This is a genomic window from Stenotrophomonas sp. NPDC047960 (assembly GCF_043204395.1).
Classification (GTDB): Bacteria; Pseudomonadota; Gammaproteobacteria; order Xanthomonadales; family Xanthomonadaceae; genus Stenotrophomonas.
Genome location: NZ_JBIDBX010000004.1, coordinates 113,192 through 125,872, shown reverse-complemented (window position 1 = coordinate 125,872; position 12,681 = coordinate 113,192). Strand labels below are relative to the sequence as shown.

Annotated in this window: 10 protein-coding genes; 5 read left to right on the top strand and 5 right to left on the bottom strand. The window is 67.5% G+C overall.

Features of this window, described 5'->3' with window-relative positions; translation table 11 throughout:
• Positions 1 to 136: 136 nt before the first annotated feature.
• Together ACGFZ3_RS10505 and ACGFZ3_RS10500 are read right to left on the bottom strand one after the other, a co-directional pair.
• Entirely contained in the window at positions 137 to 814 is a 678-nt protein-coding gene (locus tag ACGFZ3_RS10505) for a DUF502 domain-containing protein (RefSeq protein ID WP_068853557.1), read from the bottom strand.
• A gap of 157 nt (positions 815 to 971) precedes the next feature.
• Positions 972 to 1,427 (bottom strand): DUF4442 domain-containing protein, encoded by a 456-nt coding sequence (locus ACGFZ3_RS10500; RefSeq protein WP_392920241.1) that lies wholly within the window; start codon positions 1,425 to 1,427, stop codon positions 972 to 974.
• A 282-nt stretch (positions 1,428 to 1,709) separates the two neighbouring features.
• Between ACGFZ3_RS10500 and ACGFZ3_RS10495 the strand changes: the two genes are divergently transcribed.
• Complete coding sequence (locus tag ACGFZ3_RS10495; RefSeq protein WP_392920238.1) at positions 1,710 to 2,954, top strand: ankyrin repeat domain-containing protein; 1,245 nt, start codon at positions 1,710 to 1,712, stop codon at positions 2,952 to 2,954.
• Between the two features lie 55 nt (positions 2,955 to 3,009).
• Here the strand turns inward: ACGFZ3_RS10495 and ACGFZ3_RS10490 are convergent, their stop codons facing one another.
• The 3 genes from ACGFZ3_RS10490 to trxA all read right to left on the bottom strand — a co-directional run bounded on the left by ACGFZ3_RS10490 (position 3,010) and on the right by trxA (position 7,307).
• Positions 3,010 to 4,650, bottom strand: a complete 1,641-nt coding sequence (locus ACGFZ3_RS10490; RefSeq protein ID WP_392920235.1) for a CHASE2 domain-containing protein — start codon at positions 4,648 to 4,650, stop codon at positions 3,010 to 3,012.
• Positions 4,647 to 6,311 (bottom strand): FecR domain-containing protein, encoded by a 1,665-nt coding sequence (locus ACGFZ3_RS10485; protein WP_392920232.1) that lies wholly within the window; start codon positions 6,309 to 6,311, stop codon positions 4,647 to 4,649. Before ACGFZ3_RS10485 ends, ACGFZ3_RS10490 begins: the two co-directional genes overlap by 4 nt.
• Positions 6,312 to 6,449: 138 nt before the next feature.
• Entirely contained in the window at positions 6,450 to 7,307 is an 858-nt protein-coding gene (gene trxA, locus ACGFZ3_RS10480; protein WP_392920229.1) for a thioredoxin, read from the bottom strand.
• A gap of 88 nt (positions 7,308 to 7,395) precedes the next feature.
• On the opposite strand from trxA, the gene ACGFZ3_RS10475 reads away from it, so the two are divergent.
• From ACGFZ3_RS10475 to holA, 4 genes are all read left to right on the top strand, one after another.
• Positions 7,396 to 8,007, top strand: coding sequence for a DUF998 domain-containing protein (locus ACGFZ3_RS10475; protein WP_392920226.1), 612 nt, complete (start codon positions 7,396 to 7,398; stop codon positions 8,005 to 8,007).
• Positions 8,008 to 8,197: 190 nt separating this feature from the next.
• On the top strand, positions 8,198 to 10,852 hold the full coding sequence (leuS, locus tag ACGFZ3_RS10470; protein ID WP_392920223.1) for a leucine--tRNA ligase: 2,655 nt from the start codon (positions 8,198 to 8,200) through the stop codon (positions 10,850 to 10,852).
• A gap of 143 nt (positions 10,853 to 10,995) precedes the next feature.
• Positions 10,996 to 11,616, top strand: a complete 621-nt coding sequence (gene lptE, locus ACGFZ3_RS10465; protein WP_392920220.1) for an LPS assembly lipoprotein LptE — start codon at positions 10,996 to 10,998, stop codon at positions 11,614 to 11,616.
• A gap of 27 nt (positions 11,617 to 11,643) precedes the next feature.
• Positions 11,644 to 12,681 carry a DNA polymerase III subunit delta gene (holA, locus tag ACGFZ3_RS10460; RefSeq protein ID WP_392920217.1) on the top strand — a complete coding sequence of 346 codons (1,038 nt, stop codon included), beginning with the start codon at positions 11,644 to 11,646 and terminating at the stop codon, positions 12,679 to 12,681.

The following is a 12,681-nucleotide window of genomic DNA, read 5'->3' as shown; positions in this document are numbered from 1 at the left end:
GCTTCCGTAAATCCTATACAGACCCGGGAGCTTGCCTGATTCAGCCGGCCACAACCACCTCGGCGCCCGCGCCATACAGCGTAGAGACACGCCACGCGTGTCCCACGCAGCCCGGCCCGAGGGCCGGAACGCCTATTCAGCGCTCCCCAGCCCGCGTAAACGGCACGGTCTCAGGCGCCACGGCGCCGCCGGAGATGATGAAGCTCATCGCCTGGTCCACCGTCCAGTCGGTCGGGGTCAGCAGCTCCACCGGTACGATTTCCAGGTACCCCGACGTCGGGTTCGGCGTGGTCGGCACATACACCGCAGCCAGCTCGCGCCCGGTGCCCTGTTCACGGATCACCCGGGTGACCAGGCCGACGGCCTTCATGTCCCGGTGCGGGAAATCGATCAGCACCACGCGCTGGGTGGTGCCCGGCTCGGTCTGCAGCATGTCCAGCAGTTTCTTGGCGCTTTCATAGATGATGCTGGCCAGCGGAATGCGCTTGATCACCGCCCCGAACCAGCGCAGCAGGCGCTGCCCGATCACCCGGCGGCTCAGCACGCCCACGCTCAGGATCACCAGCAGCGTGGCCAGCAGGCCGAACACGTTCTGCATCCACTCCACCTTGACCCAGCCCAGGTAGTGCGGGAACGAGGCGGCGATCTGCGCCGACAGCGGCACCACCACCGGGCTGCTGATGCCCGACAGCAGCACGAACACGAATTTGATCACCACCCAGGTCAACCAGATCGGCAGCAGGGTAAGCAGGCCGGTCAGGAACAGGCGCTGCAGGGAGGGGCGCGGAACGAGGTGGGGGGCTTCTGGTGACATCGGCGCATTGTAGCGGGGCGCGGGCCCGGTTTACGCGGCCAGCCGCCGCAGAATGCGTCCTGTCGGGAGATGCTGTGTTGACCGCGGTGAAACGGGCCGCATCACGATTGCCGCTCCAGCCGGCAGGTATCGACCGTTGGTCGATACGCGCCACGCGTCAACCGCGCGCCTGCGGCTTCAACCGGATGTACACCTGCTTGCGCACCCGGGCCACGACTTCACCCTGTGCATCAACAATGTCATTGCTGAACCAGTGCAGATATTTCTCACCACTGGCGGTAGCCGCCCGCAACTGATCCAGCAGTGCTTCATCCAGCCGGAACTCGGCGGTAACCGTCCCACGGCCAGGCTTGAGGAACTCGATCTCGCCCGCCCGGTCCCACACGTAATAGTCGCGCCCCAGGTTCTGCATGACGGTGAGCATCCAGAACGGATCGGTCATCGCAAACAGGCTGCCCCCAAAGTGTGTCCCCACGTAGTTCCGGTTCCACGGCCGCATCCGCAGCTCCACCCGGACGAAGCGGTAATCGGGCGTGACCTCGGTGACATGGATGCCGGCAAACAGAAACGGCGGCCACAGATTGAGTCCATGGCGGAACAGGCTGGCCTTCATAGCGTGGTCAAGGGGGCTGGGGAGGTGCGGAAAGCTTACCATCCGCACCCGTATGGTGCGCAATCCACCTCCCGCCGTGCCTCCCCGCCGGACGAAGAAGTCGCTTAATGCAGTCACCGCTGGATGGCGCTTCGTAATGGTCGGTGCGGTGGCGACACAGAAATGTCGCGACTGATTTGATGCTGCGCGTTTCCTGGAATCCACTCCGCCCGACGACTGCGAGCATGCGCGGCAGGCCGTTCATTGCGTCTGCGGCCATCCCCAAAACAGGAAAACGTCGTCATGATTTCGCAAACCAGTGGTGCAGGAGCGCTGATCAAGCCCGTCCTTCGGTCCGAAAACGCACAGATCACTCCCGCCGCCACTAATGTCGCCGCCCCGGACCACGTAGGGAATGGGACCATGCCGGTATTCGAGCCTTCGGCTCAGACTGCCCTGCAGTCTGCAACCAGGGCAGGCGACAGGGCTGCCGTCTCCGCACTTCTGAAGACGGGCGTGGATGCAGACGGTGTGACCACCAGCGACGGTCGTCCCGGTGCCTCCCGAGAACTACTCCGTGCGATCGAGTGGGGCGATGCCGATGCAGTCGGCACGCTGCTCCAGGCCGGCGCGAACCCGAACAGTACTGGCCGCCACCATCAATCGGCGTTGTGGCTGGCCGTTGAAGACCGGCACCTCGAGAACGTGAAGCAGCTGTTGAATGCCGGTGCGGACCCCAATGTGGCCAGTACCTGGGATGGCACCACGCCCTTGTGGAACGCGGTCAAGCACCGGGACGCGCCCATCGTCGAGCTGCTGTTGCAGCATCCCGGCATCCACTTCAGGTCGACGGCGCACGATGGGTCCACGCCGCTCGGACGCGCGCGCTCAGAGGCGTGCTACGACCAGACGGGGCGGATCCTGGAGCTGTTCGAGCAGCGTGAGCGGGATCGTTCGCATCCTGCCTCCAGGGAATGGATGCGGGCCGCCATTGCCGGCGATGTGACGGTGCTGCAGGAGATGGTCGACACCCATGGCCGCGACTCCCTGGACTGCATCGCCACGAGTGGATGTACTGCGTTGCATCGGGCGGCTTCGCACGGTCATGTGAATGCGGTCAGGCAGCTGCTTGGCTGCGGTGCCAATGTCAATCAACATGACGGTGACGGTCAGACTGCATTGAGCGCGGCGGTGATGAGTGGGCACCTGGAAGTGGTGAAGGTGCTCATCGCGCATGGTGCGGATCCCAATATCCTCAAATCATCCGGCGACACCCCGCTGTATGACGCCGCATTCCATGGCCGCGAGGCCATTGTGGAAGCGCTGCTGGATGGCGGTGCCGACATCAATCTGGCCGTGGAAAGGCCCCGCTCGACTCCAACAGCGCTGCAGGCGGCGGTGTGGCAGGAGCATCATGGTGTGGCCGCACTGCTCCTCCGTCGCGGCGCCAATCCGCACTCGGCAGGCCCCGGTGGATTGACGACGGCCACCTGGGCGGTTCGGTTTGGCACACCGGAAATCAAGGCCATCTTCGCAGCCCACGTGTAGCGCCACGCCCTGCGTGGCTACGCGGTCACGAACAGCAGCCACGCAGGGCGTGGCTCTACGATTCGTAGGCGTCGTTGCCGTCGCCGGTGGCGTAGCCGTCGCGGCCTGCGGCCTTGGCGCGGTACAGCGCCGCGTCGGCGCCTTCGAAGTAATGGCGCGGTTCGCTGCTGGCATCGGGGGTGCGGGTGTACAGGCCCACGCTGAGGGTGATCTGCGCGTGCAGCGGCGGCCCGGGCGACAGATGCATGCCGCGTACCGCGGCGATCAGGTCTTCGACCACCTGCACTGCGCCTTCCGATGTCGTATCGGGCAGCACCAGCGCGAACTCATCTCCACCAAACCGTGCGGCCATGTCGCGCGGTCGCCGCGCATGCGCGCGGATCTCGTTGGCGATCCGGCGCAATACCGCATCGCCGGCGTGGTGGCCGTGCAGATCGTTGTGCTGCTTGAAGTGATCCACGTCGATCAGCACCAGGGTCAGCGGGCGGCCGCTGCGGCGGCCGGCATCATGTTCCTGTTGCAGCGTCTGTTCGAAACGCAGGCGGTTGCCCAGCCCGGTCAATCCATCGCTGTTGGCCTGCCGGCGCCATGCCGCGATCCGCCACAGCACCCACGCGCAGATGACCGCCAGCATGCAGGTCAGCGCAGCGGCTGGCGCGAACCACAGGTGGCCGCCGCGCAGCAGGACGAAACTGGACAGCAGCGCCAGCGGCAGGGCGAGCAGGGCACTTGCCACCGCGCGCGGCAGGGTCAGCCCCAGCGCGCACAGCGCCACCAGCACGCCGCTCAACACCGCCTGCCATGATGGCGCCAATACGTTGACAACATTGCCGGTGAGCAGCATCGACGCCACGTTGGCCTGGTATTCGGTGCCGCTCATCCAGCGCTCGCGCGTGGTCGGGGTGAGCAGCCGTGGGGCGATGCCGCTGGCGGTCATGCCGACCAGCACCAGACGGTCGCGCAGCAGCCCGGGGTTGACGTCACCATTGAGCACCTCCGCATACGACACCTGCGGGACGCGCTCGGGCGGGCCGGCGAAGCGCACCCGCACGTAATGGTTGCGATGCCACTGGTAGGGCGCGTCATGCCGAGGGCGGGTATCGATCAGTCCGGGAAGCGGCCCGCGCGTGTTGGCCAGCGCCAGGCCCAGCGCTGGCCAGTGTGGTGAGCCGATGCCTGCGGTGAGATACAACCCGCGGGTAACGCCATCGGCGTCCACTTCCACATCGGTATGACCCAGCATCGAGGCGTTGGCGGCAATCAACGGAATCGGCAGCAGTTCCTCGGCCATCCGCGGCCCACTGGAGGGTGCCGCCAGCACCGGCAGCACTACGTGGCCGTTGCGGCGGATCGCAGCAGCCAGTTCGGCATCCTGCGCGCTGTCCTGGCGGTCCGGTTCGGACAGCAGCAGGTCCAGCGCTACGCGCTGGCTGCCAGCGGCGGTCAGGCGGTCCAGCAGCCGCGCATGGGTCGAGCGCGGCCACGGCCACTGACCGAGCTGCTGCAGGCTGCTGTCATCGATGGCCACGATCAGCAGGCGGGGATCTGGCGCGTAGTCCCACGAGCCAGCGTAGGTGTCGTAGATCGCTTCATCCTGCTTCCAGAACCACTGCCCGTGGCTGGCCGCTGCCGCCACTACGCCCACCAGCACCGCAAGTACGATGCGCCGCGGCCAGGAGAGCGTAAGCGGTCTCACAGCAGCAGGAGCAGCAGCAGGGCGCCGGCACCGGCGCCACGACAGGTGCGGCACGGCAGCTTGACCTGCTGCGCGGGCGAGAATGGGCCGGCATGGCCATCGTCATCGATGTACTGCACGCGCACGTGCAGGGTGCCGTGCCACGGACGCTTGAGCGTGACCTCGGGTTGGTCCACCTGCCGGTCAAGGAAGGGATGGGCGAAATCGCCGCGCTTGTCCAGCTGCACGCGGTAGCGCTGGCCGGGCTCGCCCGCCTGCCAGCGCAGGGTCAGCTGCCCCTTGGCTGCCTGCGGTGGCTGCAGCGCAGGGTCGACCGGCGCATCGCGGATGCCCAGCGCCACCGGTTGGCCGAAGCGGCCGCGGTGACCGTTGTCGTCGCGTGAGGCCACGCGCCAGAAGTACGCGCCCGGGGGCAGGTCGCCGTTGGCGCGCATCCGGGTGCCGCGGCCTTCCTGCTCCAGGATCGGCTGCAGGAACTGCGGCTCGGTGGCGACCTGCAGTACCGTGCTGGCGGCGCCGTCGACCTGGCTCCACTCGAAGCGTGGGCGCGCGCTGGCCAACGCTTCTCCGTTGACCGGGCGCACCGTGAGTGGCGGCGCCGGCTGGTCGCGGACCTCGACATCGGCCTGCGCGTCCATCCCTTCCACGCCGTCGGCACTGACCGCACGCACCAGCAGCCGCAGCACGCCGGCAGGCAGGTCGGGCACGGTCATGGTGGTGTCGGCGGTGTCCCTGGCGAACAAGAGGATCTCCGGCTGATCGGCGCGCACTACTTCTACCCGGTACCGGGTGGCCTGCGCTACTGCTTCCCACGCCAGTTGCGCCGGCAGCGGGTCCAGGCGCAGCCCGCTGCGGGCCAGAACCGGGGCGGGCAACAGGGCTTCCGGCGGGCCGGGGCGGGCATCCGAGGTCCGGTTCCGGGTGGCGTGACCGGGGGTAACCAGTTGCTGCCCGCGCCGGTTGCCGACCTGCACGCGTCCTTCCAGTACTTCAGTGGCGGCCATGCGGCCCTCGCCGCCGGCACTGACCCGGAACTGCGTGCCGCGCACGCTGCTGGTCGCGGTGGGGGCATCGATGATGTAGCGCGAAGCCGGGCCCCTGGCGGGGGTGACCCGGTTGCTGCTGCGGCCCTGTTCCAGGCGCAGTCGGGTGTCGACCATGCCGGTGTGACCGTAACGGCTGAGCTGGTCCAGGCGCAGGTGCGAGTGCTCGCGCAACTGCAGGCGCGAATCATCGGCGAAGACGAGAGTGACACTGGCGTCGCTGCCGGTAACCACGTGCGTGCCGATGCCAAGCTGCTCGCCTTCCACGACATCACGCAGAGGCCCGCTGTCGCCCGGCCGTGCCTGCACGCGGCCGCGTACGGCCAGCACGCGGGCAGGCGCCGGCTGCACCAGCAGCCAGGCAATGGGGAACCTGAGCTGGCTGCCGGGCGGCAGCCGGTAGGGGTCGCTCACGCGGCTATGCGCCTGCAGTCGCTCCCACGGCACGCCCGGCTTCAGGTAACGCGCCCCAAGATCCCACAGGGTGTCGCCGGGACGGACCCGGTAGGTCCAGTCCTGGGCCAGCAGCGGGAACGCGGAAAGCAGCAGTGCCAGCAGCACCAGCAGGCGGGCAGAGCAGGCGCGGGCGCGTGGAAAGCGGGTCGAACTCACGGTCATCTGTGCCCTGAAGGCGGGGCCCAGCCGTGCGGCCCCCATGGCCAGACCGCATCCCCCCGAATGGATCGCGGCTAAAAGAGACCGCGATCACATTATTGCCCGGCCCCGGTACAGGAATGCTGAACGCCGGGTACCGACTCAGAACAGCAGTGCGGCCATCGAACGGCGGTAACGGCCGACCAAGGCGGCGTCGTCGATCACCTTGAAGGCGTCAATCAGCAGTTTGCGTGGCAGGCCGTCACTATAGGAACGATCTTTCTGCAACATGGCCAGGAACTGCTCCAGCGCGGCTTCGTCTTCGCCGCCGAGCAGCTGCTGCACGCCACGCAGGTGGCGGGCCTGCAGGTCACTGCCATCGGCAGCGATGCGCGCCTCCAGCTGCTCTGGCGCGGGGGCGTCCTGCAGTGCCTTGGCGAAATCCAGGCGGGCGCGGGCGCGCACGGCGCGGTCGTCGGTGGCCAGACTGGCCGGCAGCGCCTCGATCAGCGCACTGGCTTCGGCGGTGGCGCCGGTCTGCAGCAGGGCCAGGGCCAGGTCGAGCTTGAGCTCTTCCTTGTCCGGCTCGGCGGCGATTCCCGCGCGCAGCACGTCAACGCGCGCCTGCGGGTCCAGCGGTGCGGGCTCATCGGCCGCGGCCTCGGCCGCCTCGGCCGGGCTGATGCCGTGCTGGGTCAGGAACTCACGCAGCTGGCTTTCCGGAATCACGCCGGGGAAACCATCCACCAACTGGCCGCCCTTGACCAGGAATACGGTCGGCACCGAGCGGATCTGGAAGGCGGCTGCAATCTGCTGCTCCTTGTCCACGTCCACCCTGGCCAGTTCGAAGGCGCCGTTGTATTCGCCGGCCAGTTTTTCCAGCATCGGGCCCAGGGTCTTGCAGGGCTCGCACCAGGTGGCCCAGAAATCGACCAGCACCGGCGTCTGCAGCGACTTCTGCAGCACCTGGGCTTCGAAGGTTTCGGTGGTGGCGTCAAAGACGTGGGGCAGTTCGCTCATGGTCTGGGAATCAACGATTAAAGATGTACCCAGTGTATGGTGCCGGCCATATTGAGAAGCAACCCCAATGGTGGGTGGAGAGGGCCCGATGAAGACCGTGCAACGTTTCGACCCCCTGTTCGGCGCCGCCGGCGCTGTGCTTTTCCTGGCTTCGGTGCTGGGTTTCGGCGCCGTGTTGCCCGGTTACCTGCCGCTCGGCCATCCGGTGGCGCTGCTGGGGGCGACCGGGGTGCCGCGTGCGGTGGCGTTCGACCTGTTCGGCTTCGTGCTGCCGGGTCTGCTGGCGGTGGTGGTGGCGCTGCGCCTGCTGGCACGCGTGCCGGTCACCGCGCCGTGGACGATGCGGGTGGGCGGGCAGATGCTGGTGCTGTCCGGACTGGCCTTCGCCGCGATGGGCGTGCTGCCGCTGGATGCGACCGACATCGAGAGCCTGGCCAGCCAGTACCACGCCAGTGCGTGGATGATCTGGGTGTTGGCGTTCGTGCCTGGCGCGCTGATGTCCGGGCTCGCCGCGCGGCGTTTGCCGGGCTGGGGAAGGCTGGCGGCGCTGCACGTAGCAGCGGGCCTGGCGGTGCTGGTGGGGGCGTTCGTGCTGCAGGCCGTCATGCCGGCCCCGGTGGCCCAGCGCCTGGCATTCGTGGCGTGGGTGGTGTGGCTGGCGGCCGCGCTGCCGCTGGCAGCCAAGGTCCGCCCCGGGTGAATTGACGGGTTCGACCGCAATCCACGCGCGGGTGCGCGGGGGAGGGCGGTCGTGGATAAAACGGGCACGGGTAATTCCGTGATTTATCAACAGGATGCCATTTCGGTCCGCTATTGGCGAAGGCGATGATTGGAGCCGTTTGCCGCACTGCGGTACGCTGTGCCGCTTTGCCGCCGCAACTGTGTTTTCCATGACCAGCGTCGAACCCAACGTATACGATCCGCAGCAGGTTGAATCCGCCGCCCAGAAGTTCTGGGACGCCACGCGCGCCTTCGAGGTGAACGAGGCCTCGGACAAGCCGAAGTACTACTGCCTTTCGATGCTGCCGTACCCGTCGGGCGCGCTGCACATGGGCCACGTGCGCAACTACACGATCGGCGATGTGATCAGCCGCTACAAGCGGATGACCGGCCACAACGTGCTGCAGCCGATGGGCTGGGATGCGTTCGGCCTGCCGGCGGAAAACGCGGCGATCAAGAACCGCACCGCGCCGGCCAAGTGGACCTACGCCAACATTGAGCACATGCGTGGCCAGTTCAAGGCCATGGGCTATGCGATCGACTGGTCGCGCGAGTTCGCCACCTGCACGCCCGAGTACTACGTGCACGAACAGCGCATGTTCACCCGCCTGATGCGCAAGGGCCTGGCCTACCGCCGCAACGCGGTGGTGAACTGGGATCCGGTCGACCAGACCGTGCTGGCCAACGAACAGGTCATCGACGGCAAGGGTTGGCGCTCGGGCGCGCCGGTGGAAAAGCGCGAGATCCCGCAGTGGTTCCTGCGCATCACCGATTACGCCCAGGAACTGCTCGACGGCCTGGACGAACTGCCGGGCTGGCCTGATTCGGTCAAGACCATGCAGCGCAACTGGATCGGCCGCTCCGAAGGACTGGAGATCCAGTTCGACGTGCGCGATGCCGACGGCAGCGCGCTGGATCCGCTGCGCGTGTTCACCACCCGCCCGGACACGGTAATGGGCGTGACGTTCGTGTCCATTGCCGGCGAACACCCGCTGGCCCTGCACGCGGCCAAGAGCAACCCTGCCCTGGCCGCGCTGCTGGCCGAGATGAAGCAGGGTGGCGTGTCCGAAGCCGAACTTGAAACCCAGGAAAAGCGCGGCATGGATACCGGCCTGCGCGCGATTCACCCGGTGACCGGTGCCCAGGTACCGGTGTGGGTGGCCAACTTCGTGCTGATGGGCTACGGCACCGGTGCGGTGATGGCCGTGCCGGGCCACGACCAGCGCGACAATGAATTTGCCAACAAGTACGGCCTGCCGATCCGCCAGGTCATCGCGTTGAAGTCGCCGCGCAAGGACGACGCCGCCTACGACGCGACCCGCTGGCAGGACTGGTACGGCGACAAGACCCGCGAGACGGAGCTGGTCAACTCCGACGAATTCGACGGGCTGGACTTCCAGGGCGCCTTCGAGGCGCTGGCCGAACGTTTCGAGCGCAAGGCCCAGGGCCAGCGCCGGGTAAACTACCGCCTGCGCGACTGGGGCGTGAGCCGCCAGCGCTACTGGGGTTGCCCGATTCCGGTGATCTACTGCCCCAAGTGCGGCGCACTGCCGGTGCCGGAAGAGCAGTTGCCGGTGGTACTGCCGGAAGACGTCAACTTCGTCGGCACCGGTTCGCCGATCAAGGCCGACCCGGAGTGGCGCAAGACGACCTGCCCCGATTGCGGCGGCGCGGCCGAGCGCGAAACCGACACGTTCGATACCTTCATGGAATCGAGCTGGTACTACGCGCGCTACACCTCCCCCGGTGCCCGTGACGCGGTGGACAAGCGCGGCAATTACTGGCTGCCGGTGGACCAGTACATCGGCGGTATCGAACACGCGATCCTGCATCTGATGTACTTCCGTTTCTTCCACAAGCTGCTGCGTGATGCACGCATGGTGGACAGCAACGAACCGGCGCAGAACCTGCTGTGCCAGGGCATGGTCATCGCCGACACCTACTTCCGCCAGAACCCGGACGGTTCCAAGGACTGGATCAACCCGGCCGACGTGGACGTGAAACGTGACGAGCGCGGCCGCATCACCGGTGCGGTACTGATCGCCGACGGCCAGCCGGTGGAGATCGGCGGCACCGAAAAGATGTCCAAGTCCAAGAACAACGGCGTGGACCCGCAGGCCATGGTGAGCAAATACGGAGCCGACACGGTCCGCCTGTTCTCCATGTTTGCCGCACCGCCGGAGCAGTCGTTGGAGTGGAACGAAGCCGGCGTGGATGGCATGGCGCGCTTCCTGCGCCGTCTTTGGACCCAGGTGGAAAAGCACGCCGCCAGCGGGGTGATGGATGAGCTGTCCCTCACGGCAGCACTGCAGCAGGCGCTGACTGCCGAGCAGAAGGCGCTTCGTCGCAAGACCCACGAGACGATCCAGAAGGTCAGCGATGACTACGGTCGCCGGCACAGCTTCAACACCGCCATCGCCGCAGTGATGGAACTGATGAACGCGCTGGCCAGGTTCGATGACGGCTCCGACCAGGGCCGCGCGGTCCGCCAGGAAGCGCTGCAGGCCACCGTCCTGCTGCTCAACCCGATCACCCCGCATTCCAGCCATGCGTTGTGGCAGGTGCTGGGCCATGGTGAAACGCTGCTGGAAGACCAGCCGTTCCCGCAGGCCGACGCCAGCGCGCTGGTGCGTGATGCGGTGACCCTGGCGGTGCAGGTCAATGGCAAGCTTCGTGGGACCATCGAGGTGGCCGCCGATGCCCCGCGCGACCAGATCGAGGCACTGGGCCTGGCCGAGCCGAACGCGGCGAAGTTCCTGGACGGGTTGACCGTGCGCAAGATCATCATCGTGCCGGGCAAGATCGTGAACATCGTGGCCGCGTGACCGGGATCGCGTAGCGCCACGCCCTGCGTGGCTGCGCAGGGCGATGGCGCTGTTTCTCAAGCGGTGTTCACGTGGGGTCGGGCATCGTACGGGTAACCCTTTTTCCTGTTGCCGGGCGAGCCCGGCTCATCCAGACTGTGCCCATGACCCGATTCCTGCTTGCCCTTGTTCTGACCGCGACCCTCGCCGGGTGTGGCTTCCACCTGCGCAACAAGCTGATGCTGCCGGCTGATACGGCGGCGGTGAAGGTGGTATCCACCGCACCCTACAGCGAACTGGCCAAGCTGCTCCGGCGTGGCCTGCAGGCATCGGGCGCGACGCTTGCCGATGCCGACAGCAAGGAGCCGGCTGCGCAGCTGCAGGTCGTGTCCGAGCGTTGGGGCGACCTGCCCATCGCCATCGATGCGCAGGGCCGCGCGCAGGAGTTCAGCCTGCGCTACGCGGTGATCTTCGTGTTCCGCCGCGAAGACGGCAGCGACCTGGTGCCGCAGCAGGTGATCGAGCTGTCGCGCGACTACGTGTCGCCGCCGACCGACTCCACCGGCACCACCACCGAGCGCGAGATCCTGGCTGACGAGCTGCGCCGTGAGATGTCCGCGTCGATCATGCGCCGCATCGACAGCGTAGTGCGCGCCCAGCTGGAGCGGGGTCAACTCAACGCGCCCGCCAGGCCCGCCGTCGATCCGGCAGCAACGCCTGCCGGCGTACCGCCGACCACGCCGCCGGCCGACGTACCGGCCGTCAAGCCGCCGCAGGCCGGCTGACCGGTCCGCTGGCGGACCGGCCGCACGATGGAACTGCGCCCCGAACAACTTGCCAGCCAGCCGGCCAGCCAGGCCTTGGCGCCGGTGTACCTGATCGCCGGCCCGGAAACGCTGCGCGTACTGGAAGCGGCCGATGCGGTGCGCGCGCGCGCGCGCGCCGAGGGCATCAGCGAACGTGAAGTGTTCGACGCTGACGGGCGTGATTTCGACTGGAACCAGCTCGATGCCACCTTCAACGCGCCCAGTCTGTTCAGTGCGCGCCGGCTGGTGGAGCTGCGCCTGCCGACCGGCAAGCCGGGCAAGGAGGGCGGCGAGGTGATCAGCCAGTTCTGCGCCAACCCGGCGCCGGACGTGATCCTGCTGATCACCTGCAACGAATGGAGCAAGGCGCACCAGGGCAAGTGGGCCGAGGCGGTGAACCGTGTCGGCGTGCTGTCGGTGGCCTGGGCAATCAAGCCGCATGAACTGCCGGACTGGATCGAGCGTCGCCTGCGCCAGCAGGGCCTGCGCGCGGATCCGGCCGCCGTGCAGCGGCTGGCCGAGCGCGTGGAAGGCAATCTGCTGGCTGCCGCCCAGGAAATCGACAAGCTGGCGCTGCTGGCCAGCGGCCAGACCCTGGATGCAGACACGATGGAATCGCTGGTGGCCGACGCCGCCCGTTACGATGTATTCCGACTGCTGGAAGCCACTTTCTCCGGACAACCGGCGGCGGTGCTGCGCATGCTGGCCGGGCTGCGCGGCGAAGGCGAGGCCGTGGCTGCGCTGATGCCGATGGTGATCCGCGAGATGCTGTCCACCGCCGCGCTGGCCAGGGTGCAGGCGCGCGGTGGCAACCTGGCGGCAGAGATGAAGAGCCGTGGCATCTGGGAATCGCGCCAGGCGCCCTTCAAGCGGGCCCTGCAGCGCCACCCTGACGCCAAGCGCTGGGAGCGCTTCGTGGCCGAAGCCGGGCTGGTGGACCGCATGGCCAAGGGCCGCGCCGATGGCGATCCTTGGCTGGGCCTGGAACGCCTGCTGGTGGCAGTGGCAGAAGCACGCGCGGTACGCCTGCTGGCCCGCGCGTGA